The sequence below is a fragment of the Azospirillum terrae genome, from assembly GCF_053470425.1.
In genome coordinates this window covers 576,115-592,651 of record NZ_JBPXMR010000001.1, presented here as the reverse complement: position 1 = coordinate 592,651, position 16,537 = coordinate 576,115, and the positions used below count along the sequence as shown (strand labels likewise).

Annotated in this window: 19 protein-coding genes and 1 tRNA gene; 4 read left to right on the top strand and 16 right to left on the bottom strand. The window is 69.4% G+C overall.

Features of this window, described 5'->3' with window-relative positions:
* Window positions 1-60 precede the first annotated feature (60 nt).
* From ACSVDD_RS02800 to ACSVDD_RS02760, 9 genes are all read right to left on the bottom strand, one after another.
* Window positions 61-858 carry a response regulator transcription factor gene (locus tag ACSVDD_RS02800; protein ID WP_448187764.1) on the bottom strand — a complete coding sequence of 266 codons (798 nt, stop codon included), beginning with the start codon at window positions 856-858 and terminating at the stop codon, window positions 61-63.
* Complete coding sequence (locus tag ACSVDD_RS02795; RefSeq protein ID WP_448187763.1) at window positions 858-1,931, bottom strand: chemotaxis protein CheB; 1,074 nt, start codon at window positions 1,929-1,931, stop codon at window positions 858-860. The genes ACSVDD_RS02800 and ACSVDD_RS02795 overlap by 1 nt, the downstream gene beginning before the upstream one ends.
* Window positions 1,928-4,066: a hybrid sensor histidine kinase/response regulator gene (locus ACSVDD_RS02790; protein ID WP_448187762.1), complete on the bottom strand. Its 2,139-nt coding sequence runs from the start codon at window positions 4,064-4,066 to the stop codon at window positions 1,928-1,930. The genes ACSVDD_RS02795 and ACSVDD_RS02790 overlap by 4 nt, the downstream gene beginning before the upstream one ends.
* A gap of 22 nt (window positions 4,067-4,088) precedes the next feature.
* Window positions 4,089-5,765 (bottom strand): methyl-accepting chemotaxis protein, encoded by a 1,677-nt coding sequence (locus tag ACSVDD_RS02785; RefSeq protein WP_448187761.1) that lies wholly within the window; start codon window positions 5,763-5,765, stop codon window positions 4,089-4,091.
* A complete protein-coding gene (locus ACSVDD_RS02780; protein ID WP_448187760.1) occupies window positions 5,762-6,343 on the bottom strand; it encodes a chemotaxis protein CheW in 582 nt (193 codons plus the stop codon). Before ACSVDD_RS02780 ends, ACSVDD_RS02785 begins: the two co-directional genes overlap by 4 nt.
* A complete protein-coding gene (locus ACSVDD_RS02775; RefSeq protein ID WP_448187759.1) occupies window positions 6,340-7,710 on the bottom strand; it encodes a CheR family methyltransferase in 1,371 nt (456 codons plus the stop codon). Before ACSVDD_RS02775 ends, ACSVDD_RS02780 begins: the two co-directional genes overlap by 4 nt.
* Window positions 7,707-8,204 (bottom strand): chemotaxis protein CheW, encoded by a 498-nt coding sequence (locus tag ACSVDD_RS02770; RefSeq protein ID WP_448187758.1) that lies wholly within the window; start codon window positions 8,202-8,204, stop codon window positions 7,707-7,709. Before ACSVDD_RS02770 ends, ACSVDD_RS02775 begins: the two co-directional genes overlap by 4 nt.
* Window positions 8,205-8,298: 94 nt before the next feature.
* On the bottom strand, window positions 8,299-9,264 hold the full coding sequence (locus ACSVDD_RS02765) for an MBL fold metallo-hydrolase (protein WP_448187757.1): 966 nt from the start codon (window positions 9,262-9,264) through the stop codon (window positions 8,299-8,301).
* 8 nt (window positions 9,265-9,272) lie between these two features.
* Window positions 9,273-9,824, bottom strand: coding sequence for a Uma2 family endonuclease (locus ACSVDD_RS02760; protein WP_448187756.1), 552 nt, complete (start codon window positions 9,822-9,824; stop codon window positions 9,273-9,275).
* Window positions 9,825-10,209: 385 nt separating this feature from the next.
* On the opposite strand from ACSVDD_RS02760, the gene ACSVDD_RS02755 reads away from it, so the two are divergent.
* A complete protein-coding gene (locus tag ACSVDD_RS02755) occupies window positions 10,210-10,398 on the top strand; it encodes a hypothetical protein (protein WP_448187755.1) in 189 nt (62 codons plus the stop codon).
* Between the two features lie 18 nt (window positions 10,399-10,416).
* On the opposite strand, the gene ACSVDD_RS02750 is transcribed toward ACSVDD_RS02755, so the two are convergent.
* Entirely contained in the window at window positions 10,417-10,656 is a 240-nt protein-coding gene (locus ACSVDD_RS02750) for a hypothetical protein (protein ID WP_448187754.1), read from the bottom strand.
* 252 nt (window positions 10,657-10,908) lie between these two features.
* Here ACSVDD_RS02750 and ACSVDD_RS02745 point away from each other — a divergent pair.
* Window positions 10,909-11,001: transfer RNA gene (locus ACSVDD_RS02745), tRNA-Ser, on the top strand.
* A 416-nt stretch (window positions 11,002-11,417) separates the two neighbouring features.
* The gene (locus ACSVDD_RS02740) at window positions 11,418-12,662 is read left to right on the top strand and encodes a molybdopterin molybdotransferase MoeA (RefSeq protein ID WP_448188499.1); all 1,245 of its coding nucleotides are present in this window, start codon (window positions 11,418-11,420) and stop codon (window positions 12,660-12,662) included.
* Window positions 12,663-12,689: 27 nt separating this feature from the next.
* Here ACSVDD_RS02740 and ACSVDD_RS02735 read toward each other — a convergent pair whose 3' ends face one another.
* From ACSVDD_RS02735 to ACSVDD_RS02715, 5 genes are all read right to left on the bottom strand, one after another.
* The gene (locus tag ACSVDD_RS02735) at window positions 12,690-12,929 is read right to left on the bottom strand and encodes a BrnA antitoxin family protein (protein WP_448187753.1); all 240 of its coding nucleotides are present in this window, start codon (window positions 12,927-12,929) and stop codon (window positions 12,690-12,692) included.
* 19 nt (window positions 12,930-12,948) lie between these two features.
* Window positions 12,949-13,245 carry a BrnT family toxin gene (locus tag ACSVDD_RS02730; RefSeq protein ID WP_448187752.1) on the bottom strand — a complete coding sequence of 99 codons (297 nt, stop codon included), beginning with the start codon at window positions 13,243-13,245 and terminating at the stop codon, window positions 12,949-12,951.
* Between the two features lie 136 nt (window positions 13,246-13,381).
* Window positions 13,382-13,705: a DUF1244 domain-containing protein gene (locus ACSVDD_RS02725; protein WP_448187751.1), complete on the bottom strand. Its 324-nt coding sequence runs from the start codon at window positions 13,703-13,705 to the stop codon at window positions 13,382-13,384.
* Window positions 13,706-13,722: 17 nt separating this feature from the next.
* Window positions 13,723-14,955, bottom strand: a complete 1,233-nt coding sequence (locus ACSVDD_RS02720; RefSeq protein ID WP_448187750.1) for a DUF2478 domain-containing protein — start codon at window positions 14,953-14,955, stop codon at window positions 13,723-13,725.
* Between the two features lie 12 nt (window positions 14,956-14,967).
* On the bottom strand, window positions 14,968-15,195 hold the full coding sequence (locus tag ACSVDD_RS02715; protein WP_448187749.1) for a sulfurtransferase TusA family protein: 228 nt from the start codon (window positions 15,193-15,195) through the stop codon (window positions 14,968-14,970).
* 133 nt (window positions 15,196-15,328) lie between these two features.
* Here ACSVDD_RS02715 and ACSVDD_RS02710 point away from each other — a divergent pair, with 133 nt between their 5' ends.
* Window positions 15,329-16,312 carry an SDR family oxidoreductase gene (locus tag ACSVDD_RS02710; RefSeq protein ID WP_448187748.1) on the top strand — a complete coding sequence of 328 codons (984 nt, stop codon included), beginning with the start codon at window positions 15,329-15,331 and terminating at the stop codon, window positions 16,310-16,312.
* Window positions 16,313-16,348: 36 nt separating this feature from the next.
* Here the strand turns inward: ACSVDD_RS02710 and ACSVDD_RS02705 are convergent, their stop codons facing one another.
* Entirely contained in the window at window positions 16,349-16,522 is a 174-nt protein-coding gene (locus ACSVDD_RS02705; RefSeq protein WP_448187747.1) for a hypothetical protein, read from the bottom strand.
* Window positions 16,523-16,537: the final 15 nt, after the last annotated feature.

Here is a 16,537-nt window from a genome sequence, read left to right as displayed (position 1 = left end):
CCCAGCCTTGAGGTTAACGGACCATAGTCCCCTCGCGGTATCACTCGAAAGCAGTATGACTTACCTGTTGGTCGTAGCGGGGGCCGACAAACGGTCATCCACGAAGAATTTGCAGCGCAGAAGCGCCATCATCTTTGCCTTGAGGATGTCCATGGGACGCGACTTGCCGACGAAGTCGTCGGCCCCGGCCTCCAGACAGGCGATGAGCTGTTCGTCGGTCTCCTGACTGGTCAGCATCAAAATGGGGAACAGCACGCCGTGGTCGTTGCGGTGCTGGTGGAAGTGCCGGCAGAGCTGGACGCCGCTGGTCCCCGGCATCACCAGATCGAGCAGCACGCAGTCGAATCCGCCGGCGTTCAGCGCCGTCTCGGCTTCCGTGGCGTTGCGGGCGATCAGCACGCGGCAGCCCTCGGCCTCCAGTTCCAGGCGCAGGAACTCGCGGTAGGTAACGCTGTCGTCCACCACAAGGATGCGGCCGCGGCGCAGGATGTCGGCGGGTGCCGTCACCGGAAATGCTGCCGGGGCCGCCAGCAGGTCGGCCAGCGCGCGCACGACCGCCGGGGGATTGGCGCCGTCGGCGCGCTGCACGCCGGAATCGGCGGGAAGTGCGGCGCTGCCCAGCACCAGCATGGGGGCATCGACACGGCGGCGCAGCTCCGTCACCGCATCGGCGCCGAGCGACGAGGAATCCACCAGCAGCGCCGCGGGTTTGGACTTGGCCAGGGCCTCATGGGCCTCCGGCATGCCATCGACGCACTGCGCCTCCAGCCCCTCCTGTTCCAGCAGGTGCTTGAACAGCAGACCTTGCGTCTGTGAGCCGATAACGACCAGAATCTTGGCCGGACCCTTGACCGGCATCAGACGTCCTCCATTTGCTGCGACGCCAACGCCAGCAGGCGGACGGAAACCTGCGGCAGCGGCAATTCCTCTACAACGGCCCCCAGGCGGACGGCGGTGCCCGGCATGCTGTGGATGACCGCGGTCGAGGCGTGTTCGGCGATGGTGTAGGCGCCGGCGCTCCGCATGTCCAGCAACCCGCGCGCCCCGTCCTCGCCCATGCCGGTCAGCAGGACGCCGATCGCCGCGGACCCGTACGCCGCCGCCAGCGAGGTGAACAGCACGTCGCCCGAGGGCCGCTGCCCGCAGGCCGGGGCGGCGCCGGACAGCACGATGGTGCCGCGCTCGACCATCATGTGCAACTCGCCCGGCGCCATGTAGACGCGGCCGGGCAAGGGCTTGGTCCCCATGCGCCCCAGTTCCACCGGGAACGGGCAGACGGTTTCCAGCCATTGCGCGAAGCCGGCGACGAAGGGGGCTCCGATGTGCTGCACCACGAAGATCGGCAGCGGAAAGGTCTTGGGCAGGCCGCTCAGCACCTTGACCAGCGCCGGCGGGCCGCCGGTGGACGCCACCAGCCCGAGCGCCGAATAGTGCCCGCCGGCCGGTCGCGGCGGTGCCGCGGCGCAGGGCGCGGGGGCGGCGGCAGGGCGGCTCAGGAAGCGCTCGGTGCGTTGGCGGATCACCTTCACTTGGCTCATGCTGTGCAGCTGCGTGCACAGGTGGCTGGCGACCGCTTGATACTCGGCGCGACCCAGGCCGACCGGCTTCTCCACCACCGCCAGCGCGCCGGCCTGGAGGGCGCGCATGGGGATGTTCAGGTCGTTGACGTCGGCGGCCACCACCACGATGGGCAGTGGGTTCTGCCGCATCAGACGCTTGGTCACCTCGAACCCGTCGATGCCCGGCAAGCGGATGTCCAGCGACACCACATCAGGCTTGGTGCGCTCGACAAGGCGCAACGCCTCCTCGCCGGTGGAGGCGACGCCGGCAACCTCGAGGCGTCGGTCGTCGCCGACGATGTGCACCAGCAACTGCTGGACCACCGGCGAATCCTCGACGATCAGCACCCTGACCTTGCGCGCTGAGCTCATAGCAGCCGCCTGATCCTTTCCAGAAGATCGTTCTGGTCGAAGCGGGCCTTGACGATGTAGGCGTCGGCACCGAGGTGCATGCCCCGCTCGCGGTCCTCGTCGCTGCCGCGCGAGGTGACCAGAATGACGGGGATGTCGGCCAGCCGTGTGTCGGTTTTCACCGCCTGCACCAGCGCGAACCCATCCATGCGCGGCATCTCCACGTCGCTGACGATAAGGTCAACGCGGTCGGTGCCCAGGCGTTCCAGAGCCTCGCGGCCGTCCACGCACAGCGTCACGTCGTAACCATGCGCCTCCAGGATGCTCTTTTCCAGCGTGCGCGTGGTGATGCTGTCGTCCACCACCAGAATGCGCGGCCGGGCGGCCGGGCGGGGGACGCGGGGGGCGGGCAGGGCCATCGGCTCGGCCGCCCCCAGCGCCGCGGCGTTGAGGACCAGCGCCGGGGAGCCGTCGTCCAGCAGCACCGTGCCGATGAAGCGCGCCGGGTCGAGCCCGGACTCCTCCGCCGAGGCGACCACGGCGTCGCGGGTGGCGACCAGGGCGTCGACCACCAGGGCGGTGCGCCGCTCGCCGCTGCGGACCACGGCCAGCAGCGGGCGTTCCGGCGTCTCGTCGGGCACCTCCAGCCCCAACAGCGCTGCGAGGTTGGACACCGGCACGTCGTCGCCGTCGAGGCGCAGCATCGCCCGGCCCTCCAGGGTGTACAGCGCGTCGGCGTGGCCGTGATGCAGGTGCACCACGTCGGCGGCCGGCAGCGCCATCACCTGACCGCCGGCCTCGACGAAGACCAGCCGCTGGCCGGACAGGCTGACGGGCACCTCGATCAGAATGACCGTGCCGCCGCCCGGCCGCGGCGCCAGCGTGAGCTGGCCCTGCAAGCCGGCGACCTCGCGCCGGGCGATGGACAGGCCCATGCCGCGCCCGGCGATCTCGGTCACCGTCTCGGCCGTGCTGAAGCCGGGTTCGAACAGCAGTTCCAGCAAGCGGTCGTCGGGCAATTCGCCGTCCTGCGCCGCGAGTGAGCCGGCCCGGCGGCGGATGGCGGCGAGGTCGAGGCCGCGGCCATTGTCCTCGATGCGCAGCCGCAGCCGGCTGCCGGACACCGACGCCTCGAACAGGATGTGGCCGCCGGGGCGCTTGCCGGCCGATACCCGCTCGTCGGGCGGCTCGATGCCGTGGTTCACCGCGTTGCGGACCAGATGCAGGACTGGGTCCTTGAGGCGTTGCAGGACGACGCGGTCGGCCTCCACCTCCAAGCCGCGGATGTCGGCCTCGATGTCCTTGCCCTGGCCACGGCCGAGGTCGCGGATCATGCCGCCCAGCCCGCCGAATTGCGTCTCCGCCGGCACCATGCGCAGGCGGCGCACGTCGTCGTGCAGCGCGCCGCCCCAGCGGCGCAACGCCCACAGCCCGCGGTCGTGCTGGCGGTGCGCGGAATCGAGCGCGGTGCCGGCGGCGCGCAGCCGCCGCTCGAAGGTGTTGAGCGCCGCGGTGAAGTGAGCGTCGCGGCTGCCCTTGTCGAGCGAGCGGCGCAGCCGCTGCCACGCCTGCGCCATGCCCGCCCATTCGCGGCGCAGGATGCGCAGATCATCGGCGACGCGGCCCTGGCCCTCGACCTCGGGAAGCAGTGCTGCGGCAGTGTCCAGAAGGCGCTCCAGCCCTTCGCTCTGGATGCGCACCAGCGCGCGGCCCGGCGATGTCGGTCGGGGAGCCGGCGTCGCGGCGGCACGGCGGGGGGCGGGCAGCGCGCTTTCGTCGCCGGACAGCCGGGTGAGGTCGTCCAGCAGATCGGCGGTGTCCACCGGCGGGCCGCCGCGGGTCGCCCAGGCGACGGAATCCTCGATGGCGTCCAGCGCCCGGCGCACCGGCACCCGCGCCCGTGCGTCCAAGGTCAGCGCGCCGCGCTGCACGGCGGTGAACACCGACTCCAGCCGGTGCGCCAATGCCTCCACGTCGGGCAGGTCGACGGCACGCGCAGCCCCCTTCAGGCTGTGCGCCCGGCGGTGGATCTCCACCATGTCGATGTCGCCGCCGTGCCCTTCATCGACCGCCCGCAACGCCTCGCGGATGGCCGAGAGGTGGTCCTTATGCTCCAGGTCGAAGGCGGCGAGCAGGCGTTCGCGGATGTCGTTCATGGCGGGTTCCGGGGCGCCCCACTCACACTCGATAGTTCCGCACCGCCTCGACCAGCCCCTGGCCGAGCGCGTTGAGGTTGCTGGCCGCTCCCTCCAGCTGGCGGGTGCCGGCGGCGGTCTGGGTGCTGGCCTCGCGGATGTTCTGCAAGGCTTGGATCACCTGCTCCAGGCCGATCTGCTGCTGGTTGGTGCCGGCGACGATCTGCTGGAAGGCGATGACGCTCTCCTGGATGTTCTCGGCCATCTCGCGGATGGTCGCCTCGGTGGCGTCGGTCTGGCGCTTGCCGGCGGCGACGCGCTTGACCGCCTCCTCGGTCAGCATCACGGACGCGTTGATGCCGTGCTGGATCTCCGACAGGTTGGAGCGCACCTGCGAGGTCGCCTCCTTGGCCTGATCGGCGAGGCTTTTGATCTCGGTGGCGACGATGGCGAAGGTCCGGCCGTGCTCGCCGGCCGCCGCCGCCTCGATGGCGGCGTTGAGCGCCAGCAGGTGTGAGCGCTCGGCGATGTCGTTGACGGTGACGATGATCTCGCCGATGGCCTGCGTCCGCTCGGACAGCAGCACGATGTTCTCGGCCACCGCCTCGGCCTGCTCGCGGATGGCGTTCATCGCCTCGTTGGTGTCGGACACCGCCCGCAGGCCCGAATCGCTGACCGACGAGGCGGCCTGGGCGCCGCGCGCCACGTCCTGGGCGCGGCGGTTGATCTGGCCGCCGGATTCGGTGATCTCGCTGAGCGTCGCGGTGGTCTCCTCCACCGCGGCGAGCTGCTCGGCGACGCTGGCCGCCTGCTGCTGGGTCGAGGCGCGAATTTCCGCGGTCGCTCCGTGCACGCTTTCCGCCGTGGCGCGGGTGGTCTCCGCGACCGTGCGCAGGCGCTTGGTCATCTCGCCCAGATGGTGGCCGAGTTCCGCCAGCTCGTCGTTACCGGACAAGGCGATGCTCTGGGTCAAATCGCCATTGCCGACGTGCCCAACGAAGGAAATGGCCGTGCCGAGCCGCCGGGTGATCGAGCGGCTGATGAGGTAGGCGATCAGCACGGCCATCACCACCACCCCGACCAGCGTCGCGAACACGGAGTTGGTGAACTCCTCGTACAGCTGTTCCAACTCGATGCGGCCGGTCTCGTTCAGGTGGCGGATGACGACGCCGAAGGTCGTCAGCCGCTCGTCGAGGGTCCGGCGCATCTCGTCGAGGCGCGGGCGGCGGGCTTGCGCCTCATCCCACTGGCCGTGGTCCAGCAGGTCGTAGGTGGTGGTCGCTTCGCTGACGATGGATCGCGCGGCGCGGTCCAGGTCGTTGGCGGTGGCGGCGGCCTCCCGCCACGCGGCGCGACGGCGTTCGGTAATGCCATGACTGGAGCGTTCAGCGGTGAACGCCTTCATCTCGGCGATGGCTTCGAGCAGCACGCGCGCGCCATCGAGATAGTGCACGCGTTGCGCGCCAATGTCGGCGGTGCGGTTCTGTGCCCGCGCCAGCGCCACGGCGTTGAGCGCCGTCTCGCGGTCGCTGCGCAGGTTGGACTGCTGCTCGGTGACGGAGCGCAGCATGTTGGCCACCTGCACGTCGTTCACGACGACCGCCTGCATGATCCGCATCGCCGCGCCGAAGCGGTCGATCTGGTACAGCGCCAGCCCCGCCGCCAACAGGCAGACGGCGCCGAAGCCCAGCATCAGCTTGTTCCTGACCGACAGTCTCATGGTCCCCCCGCCGCACCGATTCGTTCGAGAATCGCGGCGACGTCGAGCAGCGCCACGCGCTCCTCCGTCACCGCTCGTATCACACGCCCGCTCGCCATGGGCCGCAGCGCCTCCGCCGGCAGCAGTCGTACCTCGTCCACCGCCGCCACCCGCAGCGCAACCGCGCGCCCCTCGGCGCGCAGCGTCACCGCGAACCCCGCGGCATCGGCCTCGGCCGCCGGCTCGCCGCACAGCCGGTCCACGTCGAACAGGCGCAGCACCCGCCCGCCGACCGCGACCAGCCCCAGCAGTTCAACCGGAGCCCCCGGCACCGGCGCCACCCGCGGCAAGGGCAGGATACGCGCCAGATACCGCACCTCCAACGCATAGGTCGCGGCGGCTCCGCGGGCGATCAGGACGTGCAGGGCGTCGGGCGCCGGCTTGGCCTCCGCGTCGCCGGCCAGCGCCTCGGCGCGGCGGCGCAGCAGATCGTCCGCCCACGGCCCGCGGCCGGCGAACGCCTCCTCCAGCGCCGCCTGCTGGCGGGCCAGCCGGGCGTGGACCTCGTCCCAGTCGATGGACTTCGCCGCGACGGTCATCCGCGCGTCTCCTCACCGGACAGCCACAGATCGACCATGTGCCTCAGCTCGCCGACCGTCAGGCCGCGGCCGTGCGCCACCGGATCGCCGTCGCCATGCTTGTCCAGCCCGTCGCGCGCGTTGCGGAAGTGCCGCTGCGCCGGCACCAGCTTGCCGCGCCGCCAGTAGGCCAGCGCCAGATGGTAGTTGGCCAGCGCGAAGTCGGGCTCCAGGTACAGCGCCCGGCGGAACGCGCCGATCGGGTCGCCGGCCCCGGCCTCGTCCTCCAACTGGCCGAGGCGGAAGTGCGCGGCGGCGTTGAGGCGGTCGCGCTCGACCAGATCCATGCAGGCCTCCAGCGCCGCGGCGTGCTCGCCGCGCTCGGCCAGATCCTCCACGTCTTCCAGGGTGGGGGTGGGGGGTGGGGGGGCTTCCACCGGCTTGGGTGCGGTGCGCGCTTTCGGCGGCTCCGGCAGGGCCGGCGGCAGCCCGGACTGCACGGGGGCGGGCCGCGGCGGTGACGGCTCGGCGGCACGACAGATCGGGTCGGGCTTGCGGTACAGCGTCGCGCCGGGCACCGGGACCGAGGTGAAGACGGAGCCGATCTCCGCCCCCGTCTCGGCGTGGCCGACCACCAGCCAGCCGCCATCGGTCAGCGTGGCGCGCAGGCCGCGCAACAGGCGGGCGCGCGTCGGCTCGTCGAAATAGATCATCACGTTGCGGCACAGCACGATGTCGAACCCGGCCAGCCCGTGCCCGGCGTTCGGCAATCGGCCGTCCACCAGATTGAACACTTCGAACTGCGCCCACTGCCGGTACTCCGGCCGCACCTGCCAGACGTTGCCGTGGTGCAGGAAATACCTGTTCAGCACATCCTCCGGCAGGCCGCGCACCGCCCATGGGCCGTAGGCGGCGCGGCGCGCGTGGTCGAGGAAGGCGCGGTTCAGGTCGGTGCCGAGCAGCGTCACCTGCCAGCCGTTCAGCTCCGCCGCGAAGTCGCGCTTCAGCAGGATTTCCAGCGTGTAGACCTCCGGCCCCGTGGCGCAGCCGGCACTCCAGATGCGCAGCGTGCGGCGCTCGCGGTTGCGGCGCAGGCACTCGGGGATGGCGACGGCGCGCAGGGCCTCGAACTGCTCGATGTACCGGAAGAAAAAGGTTTCGCCGACCGCCAGTTCGTTGAACAGCGCCTGGAATTCGGCGGTCGCGGGAAGCAGCGCCAGATAGTCGGCCAGCCGCGCCACCCCGCGCTCGTCCAGCCGGCGGGTGAGCCGCTCGGCCAGCGCCGCGTCCTTGTCGGCGTAATAGGCCAGCCCGGTGCGGGCGATGATTTCCGCCTTCACCCGCGCGAAAGCCGGGTCGTTCAGCACGGCCTGCGTGCGAGCGCTCACGGCGCCTGCCATTGCACGAGCCTTTCCTCGGCTACGGCGCGGAAATCCTCCAGCAGCCGTTCCTCGACGTGGGTGAGCAGGCGGCCGGGGTCGAGCACTGTGGCGGTGCCGCCGGCATGCTGGATCACCGCCAGCGCGCAGCCCTCGAAGCTCAGATCCTCGGCGATCTCCCCGGCGTCGGGGGCGGCGGCGATGCCGTGAACGCGCTCGACCGCCAGCGCCAGCGGGCCGTCGTCGCGAATCAGCAGCAGCAGCGTCGTGTAGAGCCCGATGGCCGACTCCGCCAGCCCGAGCAGCCGGTCCATGCGCAGCACCGGCACCACGCGGCCCTGCCAGCGGAACACCCCGGCCATCACCGGCGCCGCCGTGGGCGGGCGGTCGAGCGCCGGCAGCGGCAGGAAGCGGGTGACCGCTGCCGCCGGCAGCGCCAGCGTGTGCCCGGACAAGCCGAACACCACGTAGCGCGCCGAATCGTCGAATTGGGCACCGGTCATCGGGGCTTCGCCATCGTGCTTTCGAACGGAAGAATCAGGGGGAACACAATGCCCGCCGCGGACCGGCGCGCAAATATCACCATTGGCCGAAGGCTCAACCGGCCGGAAGCAACAGCGTCTCGCCGAATCCGGGCACGCGGAACGCCGCGTCGTCCACGCCGTGCGCCGCACGCGCACGGGCCAGCGCTTCGACCGGTTCGGCGATTCCCTCGGGCGTCAGGCGGAAGGTGCCGAAATGCATGGCGATGCTGGTGCGGGCGCCGAGGTCGCGGTGCGCCCGCACCGCCTCGTCCGGGTTCATGTGCTGCGGCGCCATGAACCAGCGCGGTTCGTAGGCCCCGATGGGCAGCAGCGCCGCATCGATGCGCGGGAAGCGCTCGCCGATCTCGCGGAAATGCGGGCTGTAGCCGGCGTCGCCGCAGAAAAACACGGTCAACCCGCCGGCCTCGATCACGAATCCGCCCCACAGCGTGGTGTTGCGGTCGAACAGAGTGCGGCTCGACCAATGCTGGGCCGGCACGAAAGTGATTCGGGCGCCGCCCATGTCCACGGACTGCCACCAGTCCAGTTCATGCACCGGACGAACACCGCGGCGCTCCAGATACGGCCTGTTGCCGAGTCCGGCGACCATCGGCGTGCCTGACAGCCGTTTCAGGGTCGGCAGGTCGAGGTGGTCGTAATGCCCGTGGCTGACCAGGGCCGCGTCGAGTTTCGGAAGCTCTTCAACAGGCAGGGCGGGTGGCCGCGCACGCTTTGGCCCCATGCGGCCGAACGGCCCGGCGTGCGCCGACCACACCGGGTCGGTCAGCACCGCGCAGCCGCCGAAGCGAATCAGGAACGTCACGTGGCCGATGAAGGTCAGCGCGACGTGCCCGTCCGGCACGGGGGTCAGCGTGGGCGGGCAGGGGAGATCGTCCACCCGGCTCGGCCAGGGCGCCCAAACGCCCCTGGAGCGCCAGAAGCGCAGAAGATCGGCGAATCGCTTGTCCGTCGAAGCGTGGACGTTGTGGAAACGCCGGCCGTCGCAATGGTCGGAGGGCGGATAAAAGGAACGCGGCATGCGGCGCCTCAAGCGCGGAACACGCCGCGGTACACTGCGGCCAGCGGCATGGAAAAGCCGATCGCCGGCACCGCCAGCGAATCCTCCGTGCCGGTCAACCGCTCGTAGCGCCAGCCGTCACCGGCGCCGCGGGCGAACAGCTCCACCGACCATTCCGCCTCGTCCACCAGCACGTAACGCTCCAGCGCCGCCACCTGCTGCATGGCCTTCCACTTGAAGCCACGGTCGCGGGACGCGGTGTCGGGCGCCATCACCTCGACCACGAGCTGGGGGCCGCGCAGATGCACCTCGTCGCCCGCCGGGGTCCAGGTGCCGAAGACGAGGTCGGGGCTGAGGAAGCCGACCCCCGGCACCTCCACCAGCGCGCCCATGAAGACGTGCCGGTCGATGCCATCGGCGCCGGCGTGCAAGGCGGCGAACAGGTTGCCGCAGATGGTGTCGTGCGCCAGCGAGCCGGCCGGCAGGTGCTGCGTCGTGCCGTTCACGAACTCCGCCCGGCCGCCGCCGCGTCTGGCCCAGGCAAGAAAATCGGTGGTGGCGGGCAGCGTCTCGGCCGGCATGCGTGTCCTCGATGGTGTGTCGTGCGCGGACGACGTTAGCACCATCCGGGCGCCGCGCCAGTCCGATTCAGTGCCGCGAGGCCGTTCATTCGAATTTAGTGAATAAAGATCTATCGATATTGGTATCTCGACGGAATAGGAGTAACATTTACCTTCCATTAATGGTATTGCGTTGTACTGGTGTGCAGTTGGTTCCTGAATGTCTCCCGTTTTTTGGTTCCTCCCTGAAACTTGGGCCGCTTCGGCGGCCCAATATTTTGTCAAGGTAGGCGGTATTTACCTGGAATGCTGTGTTTTTGGGTGGCGTTGACCTTCCGAGAGCTTTCCATCGGCGGCCCAAAGGGGTATGCCCGTTCGTCCCACGACGAACAGGCGGAGGCCGGTCATGAAGGCGCTGTGCGGATGGCGCATGCCCGAGGACGAAACGCGGGCCATGCTGGCGCTTCTCGACCGGGAAATCGCGGAGTGCGCCGACCGACCGCAACGCCGCAGCGCGCTTAAGCGGTTCCAAGTGCTGCTGGAAGCCGACCTCCAGGCCATGCAGGCGGCGCAACGGCGTTCCTCTGCCGCCTGACGCTTCCCGGAGCAGGGCTTACGCCGCGTGCAGTTCGTGGAATTGCAGATGCTTCGGCCGCCGGCCGCGGCGCTTGGGGACGGCCTGGAAGGCAAGGAGGCTGCCATCGATGCCGTCGGCCTCGGCGCGCAGTTCCTGGATGCAGCGCTCCAGCAACTCCTTCTCGCGCATGTCCTCGCGGTCGGTGATCTCCAGGCAGCTCAGCTTGATCTCGGCCAGATCCAGAAGTGTCTCGACGCAGCGCTTTGACATGCTCATGGCGGCCTCCCGCACTTGGTGTTCGTTCGTATGGCTGACATCGTAGCCGGCGCCCCATACAATGTCCATAAAATTTTATCCGAATTTGTCACGAATGATTCGTCTTTGGGTGAGGCAGGGTGTCGCATGGGAAGGCTGTGCCCGCGGCGCGGATATCTCTCCCATCCGACGCTGCTAAGGCGTTGACAAGCCCCTCTCAGGGCCGCTAGAACGCTCCACACCACGGCGCCCCTCCCAAGGGGTGTCCACCGAGGAGCGGTGGGTGAGTGGCTGAAACCAGCAGTTTGCTAAACTGTCGTACGGGGATTACTCGTACCGGGGGTTCGAATCCCCCCCGCTCCGCCACCTTTTCCAGCCAAGCCTTCGACCGGAATGGTCGAACCGGGAAGCTGAAGAGGTCCCCCCACGGTCCGCAGACGATTCCAGCCCAATCCTATGGCCCGCCGACCGGCGATGAGCTGTCTCCGCTGGAATCTGCGCACTCGCCTGAAATTTTATGAAAATTTTGTGTGCGATGCGTCACGTGTGACGGCCATCACAGCGTCCCACCGCCGTTCGGCCGAAGGTGTCTTTGCGAGGCCCAAAAGGGGCACCGCTTGGTGTTGACGAGGAGGTCGCCGTCGCCCTTGGGTGGCGGCGACTTTGCTGCGTCCGCGGGTTGACACTGGTCAAGGCCCCGACCTGCCCTCTATGGCTGTTGCAAGGATGAGCGTGGGCAGCGACGATGCCCACCGCGCACCATTTGAGGACATTCCATGGCCATGGATTGCTACAGCCCCGCCAAGGGTAGCGGCCCGATGCCGCTCGACGAGGCGCTGGCCCGCGTCGTCCGGGATTTCGGTCCGGTCACAGGTGTCGAGACCGTGCCGTTGCGCGACTCGCTCGGGCGCATCTTGGCCGAACCGGTGACGGCCCCGGTGGATGTGCCGCCGGCCGCCGTATCGGCCATGGACGGCTACGCCTACGCAACGCCCGAAGGCGCCGCCACGCCGTTGCGGCTGCCGCTGGTCGGCCGGGTTCCGGCGGGCTCGCGATTCGAAGGCACTGTGCGACCGGGCGAGGCGGTGCGCATCTTCACCGGCGCGCCGGTGCCGGCCGGGGTGGACACCATCGCCATGCAGGAGGATTGCCGGGCCGAGGAGGGGGCGGTGGTCGTGCTCGACCCACCCAGCCGCGGCGCCAACATCCGCCCGGCCGGCGAGGACATGATGGCCGGCGCCGTGGTGCTCGACGCCGGCCGCCGCCTGCGCGCGCAAGAGGTCGGGCTGGCGGCGGCGGTCGGCCGCGCCGAGCTGGCCGTGCGCCGGCGCCTGCGCGTCGTGCTGTTCTCCACCGGCGACGAACTGCGCGAACCGGGCGGCGACAAGCCGTCACACGCCATCTTCGATGCCAACCGCTACACTATCGGCGCGCAGCTGGCGGCGCTGGGGGCTGAGGTCCGGGATCTGGGCATCCTCGCCGACAAGGCCGACGTGGTGCGCGTCGCCTTGCAGGAGGCGGCCGGCACGGCGGATCTGATCGTCACCTCGGGCGGCGTCTCGGTCGGCGAGGAGGACCACGTCAAGACGGCGGTCGACGCGCTGGGCTCGGTGGATCTGTGGAAGCTTGCGATCAAGCCGGGCAAGCCGCTGGCGCTGGGGCAGGTGGCCGGGACGGCGTTCCTCGGGCTGCCCGGCAATCCGGTGTCGGCGATGGTGACCTTCATGCTGGTCGGCCGGCCGCTGGTGCTGCGGCTGATGGGGGCCGAGGACGTGCACGTGCCGCGCTGTCTGGTGGTGGCGGGGTTCGACTTCGCCAAGAAGGCCGGGCGCCGCGAGTTCCTGCGCGCGCGGCTGGAGATCGGCGCGGATGGCCGTCCGGTGGCGCGCAAGTTCCCCATCGACAGCTCCGGCGTGCTGACCTCCATGGTGGAGGCGGACGGTCTGGTCGATATGCCCCAGGACGCCACCGAGATCCGCGACGGCGATATGGTGACGTTCCTGCCGTTCGGCGGGCTGTTCGGGTAGGGAGTCGGCAGGGAAGGAGGCGCGCGTTCAGGCGCGCCGCTTCTTCTTTTCGTGCTCCATGTAGGAGCGGAGCACGGCGTTGATCTTTGTCTGGTAGCGTTCGCTGTTGTCGCGGAACCACTCCAGCACTTCCCGGTCGAGCCGGATGCTGACGGCCTGCTTGGTGGCGGGCTCGACGATTTCGGCTGTCTTGAACCACTCTTCGTCCGCAAGGGGAGCGGCGTCGGGATCGCTGTTCACAGCCGCCGCGACGTCGGCATCCGTCATCGCGTCGAACCGTGACCAGTCAGCCGTCCGATTCCGGGGCGACGCGAGAGAGCGCCGCGTAATACGCTCGTTGCTCACGGTCGTTCGCCTTTCTTGCTGAGATGACGCGGCACACGTCGCCACGCCATGTGTAGACGATGGCCAGTACGCGGCCATCGACAGTTCCATAAGCCCTGAACCGTGTTTCGCCACCGTGGTCGCGCGGATCTGCTCGAACGACGGTACGACCCTCGAAGATGTAGATGGCGTCATCGAACCAGACGCCGTGCTTGTCAAAATTGCTGAGCCGCTTGGCCTCGTCCCATTCGAATTCCATGACCGGGAACTCCCAAACTTCGGTCACCCGAAGTACGCGCCCAGGCGTTCCCCGGTCGGAGCGGCCCTGAATGCTCTGTCGTCATCAGCGACGTATGTATATACAATTGTTGTACGCTAGCGTCAAGGTGCACACATCACCGCGGCATATGCCCGCTGATCTCGGCGTGCAGCGGCTTGGTGTCCTCGAAGCGTTGCTTCTGCTCGTCCGACGCCTCGGTCTGGTGCTTGGCCTTCCATTCCTTGAAGGGCATGCCGTAGACGATTTCCTTCGCCTGGTCCTCGGTCATCTCGACGCCGCGTTCGAGAGCGGCGGCGCGGTACCATTTGGACAGGCAGTTGCGGCAGAACCCGGCCAAATTCATGAGGTCGATGTTCTGCACGTCCGTGCGCTTCTGCAAGTGCGCGACGAGGCCGCGGAAGGCGGCGGCTTCCAGTTCGATGCGGGTGCGATCGTCCATGGTGTCCCTCCCTTGTATCAAGCCCGGTGCAGCGTCACGAAGCGGCCATGCACATGGAACTGCTTGGACGAGCCGCCGGCCAGGATTACGTCGGCTAGCGCCGGCACGTCCACCGCCACGAAGCCGCTCAGCGTCTCGATGCCGTAATCGAACAGCCGCGGCGTCAGCGGCGTGCCCGGCCCGACCAGCGCCAGCCTTGCCCCGCGCCCGGCGGCCAGCAGGCGCGGCAGCGTCCGGTTGGCCAGCGACGAGGCAGTGACCACCGCGGCCTCGGCGCCGGGCAGCAGCCAGTCGCAGGCGGGTTCCGGGTACTCGCCGGGGCGCGGGTCGATCTCGATCACCTGGGCGGCGGGCAGGCGCTCCTTGATCTTCGGGAAGCCGCCGATCACCACCACGCGGCCCTCGACTCCAGAGTACAGGTCCAACCCGTTGGTGGTGGCGCCGCTCTGGGCGGCGTGGTTGTAGTGCGCGTTGAGCGCGGCGACGCCGATGGCGATCTCCAGCGCGTCCCAGCCGCGTGCCGCCTGCGCCGCCAGCGCCGTCAGGCTCCAGCCGGCCCAGGACACGGGCGCCGGCACCGCCGCGTCCGCCGCTGCGGAGGGACGGGCCGCGAGGCCGACGGCGCCGGCCACGGTCTCGACCATGATCCATTTGGCGCCGATGACGACGCGTTTCACCTCGGCATCCTCGACGCCCAGCACGAGGTCCTCGTACAGCCGGTGCGGCCCCCACCAGCGCCACAGCGTGTCCATGTCCGGCGTCAGCAGGTCGGCGTAGCCGCCGGCAAAGGTCTGCCACTCGTTGATGAAGCGGCTGCCGACGCTGGTCAGCACTGGGATGCCCTCGGAGATCGCGGTCAGCATCTCGTCCGACAGGCCCTCGCCGTGCGCCTCCAGCCCGGCGAACTTGTTCACCACGATGAGGTCGGCGTGCTCGGCGATGGCCCGGCGGATCGCCTGGCTGGCGTCGGCGACGCCCGCGGGATCGACGCGGCAGGCGCGCGATTCCCGGCCCAAATTCTGCGAAATGCCGAAGGCGGTGCCGGTCGCCACGTCCACCAGTTCCATCTGGTCGGCGCAGTCGTCGCGCGAGCCGTAGTTGCGCTGGACGACGCCGCCGACGCGGAAGCCGCGGCGCTTCAACTCGGTGGTGAAGCGGTCGAGCAGGCTGTCGACGTGCTCGGAACCAGGGCCGTGCACCACCGCACCTGGGCGCAACGGCGGCGGGGACATGGGAACGAGCGTGGTCATCGCGGAGCCTCCTCAGACGTGCCGGCGGATGTGGTAGACGAACACCTCGTCGCGCTTCTCGTGCGAGACCAGTTCGTTGGCGGTGATGTTGCAGAAGTGCCGGAAGTCGATGACGGACGCCGGGTCGGTCACGTAGACCATCACCTCCTCGCCCTCGGCCATGGTGTCGAGAAGTGCGCGAGTCCGCAGGATCGGCAGCGGACAGAACAATCCCCGCACATCCAGTTCCCTTGCCGCCACGCCCGTACTCCCCTGCTTAAGCCGATTCGATGCCGAATGGGACTGTAGCGCCTTTGACGGTCCGCGCAACCGTCGCCGTGTTCCGGTGTTGACACCGGCAGGCGGTGGAAAACGACGGGAGCGGGGGCGGGCCATGGCTTCGCGCATTGCAGACAAGGTGGTGGTGGTGACCGGGGCCTCCAGCGGCATCGGACGGGCGACGGCCGCGGCGTTCGCACGGCAGGGCGCCACGGTGGTGCTGGCGGCGCGGCGCGACACGGCGCTGCACGACGCCGCGGAGGAGTGCCTGGACGCCGGCGGGCGGGCCATGGTGGTGCCCACCGACGTCACCGACCAGGAGCAGGTCAACCACCTCGCCCGGCGCGCCATCGAGGCGTTCGGCGGCATCGACGTGTGGGTGAACAACGCCGGTGTCATCGCCTTCGGCCGGTTCGAGGAAACCCCGGTCGAAACGTTCGAGCAGGTGATGCGCACCAACTTCACCGGCACGGTGAACGGCTGCCGGGCGGTGCTGCCGCACTTTCTTGACCGCGAGGAGGGGGTGATCGTCAACAACGCCTCGGTCGTCTCCACCGTCGGCCAGCGCTATGCCAGCGCCTACGTCGCCAGCAAGTTCGCTGTGCGCGGCTTTTCCGAGACGCTGCGGCAGGAGCTGGTGGACGAGCCGGGCATTCAAGTCTGCACGGTCATGCCGGGTTCCATCGACACGCCCTTATGGCAGCACGCCGCCAACTACACCGGCCGCGCCGTGCGTCCGCCGGGGCCGGTGACGGCGCCGGAGATCGTGGCCGACACCATCGTGCAGTTGTCCGTCAAACCCGAGCGCGAGGTGTTCGTCGGCGGCGCCGGCCGCTTCGCCGAATTGCAGCACGCCATGGCGCCCGGTCTGGCCGAGTCCGCCGCCGCGCACCTCATCGAGCGGGAAATGTTCGAGAACCGGCCGGCGCCGGAGACCGATGGGGCGCTGCTGCACCCGATCGACGACCGCCACGACGCGCACGGCGGCTGGATGGAACCGGCGGCGTACGAGCCGCGCCAGTCGCAGTTCTCGTGGACCAACCTTGCGCTGTTCCTGCTGCCCATCAGCCTGATGAGCCGCCTGCCGCACGCGCGGTAAAAAGCCCTCTCCCGAGGCGGGAGAGGGGAGTGCTCGTCAGCCGCCGCCGATGCCTTCGATGAACTTTTCGCCGGTCTTCGGGTCGATGTCCTCGCCGGTGCCGGGCGTGCCGGGACGGGCTTCGTCGCGCTTGGTCATGCTGGGGTCGTCGGGCTTCATGCCCTTCCACTTGTCTTGCGCGTTTTCCGGGGATTGCTGCTTGTCGCCCATGGTTTCCCTCTCGCG

Bases quoted from the DNA above. Each gene is read 5' to 3' on its own strand.
- ACSVDD_RS02785 (WP_448187761.1), bottom strand. From the start codon at position 5,765: ATGAGACTGTCGGTCAGGAACAAGCTGATGCTGGGCTTCGGCGCCGTC.
- ACSVDD_RS02780 (WP_448187760.1), bottom strand. From the start codon at position 6,343: ATGACCGTCGCGGCGAAGTCCATCGACTGGGACGAGGTCCACGCCCGG.
- ACSVDD_RS02740 (WP_448188499.1), top strand. From the start codon at position 11,418: ATGGATTGCTACAGCCCCGCCAAGGGTAGCGGCCCGATGCCGCTCGAC.
- ACSVDD_RS02765 (WP_448187757.1), bottom strand. From the start codon at position 9,264: ATGCCGCGTTCCTTTTATCCGCCCTCCGACCATTGCGACGGCCGGCGT.
- ACSVDD_RS02795 (WP_448187763.1), bottom strand. From the start codon at position 1,931: ATGAGCTCAGCGCGCAAGGTCAGGGTGCTGATCGTCGAGGATTCGCCG.
- ACSVDD_RS02800 (WP_448187764.1), bottom strand. From the start codon at position 858: ATGCCGGTCAAGGGTCCGGCCAAGATTCTGGTCGTTATCGGCTCACAG.
- ACSVDD_RS02720 (WP_448187750.1), bottom strand. From the start codon at position 14,955: ATGACCACGCTCGTTCCCATGTCCCCGCCGCCGTTGCGCCCAGGTGCG.
- ACSVDD_RS02760 (WP_448187756.1), bottom strand. From the start codon at position 9,824: ATGCCGGCCGAGACGCTGCCCGCCACCACCGATTTTCTTGCCTGGGCC.
- ACSVDD_RS02710 (WP_448187748.1), top strand. From the start codon at position 15,329: ATGGCTTCGCGCATTGCAGACAAGGTGGTGGTGGTGACCGGGGCCTCC.
- ACSVDD_RS02750 (WP_448187754.1), bottom strand. From the start codon at position 10,656: ATGAGCATGTCAAAGCGCTGCGTCGAGACACTTCTGGATCTGGCCGAG.
- ACSVDD_RS02725 (WP_448187751.1), bottom strand. From the start codon at position 13,705: ATGGACGATCGCACCCGCATCGAACTGGAAGCCGCCGCCTTCCGCGGC.
- ACSVDD_RS02755 (WP_448187755.1), top strand. From the start codon at position 10,210: ATGAAGGCGCTGTGCGGATGGCGCATGCCCGAGGACGAAACGCGGGCC.
- ACSVDD_RS02735 (WP_448187753.1), bottom strand. From the start codon at position 12,929: ATGACGGATGCCGACGTCGCGGCGGCTGTGAACAGCGATCCCGACGCC.
- ACSVDD_RS02770 (WP_448187758.1), bottom strand. From the start codon at position 8,204: ATGACCGGTGCCCAATTCGACGATTCGGCGCGCTACGTGGTGTTCGGC.
- ACSVDD_RS02730 (WP_448187752.1), bottom strand. From the start codon at position 13,245: ATGGAATTCGAATGGGACGAGGCCAAGCGGCTCAGCAATTTTGACAAG.
- ACSVDD_RS02705 (WP_448187747.1), bottom strand. From the start codon at position 16,522: ATGGGCGACAAGCAGCAATCCCCGGAAAACGCGCAAGACAAGTGGAAG.
- ACSVDD_RS02790 (WP_448187762.1), bottom strand. From the start codon at position 4,066: ATGAACGACATCCGCGAACGCCTGCTCGCCGCCTTCGACCTGGAGCAT.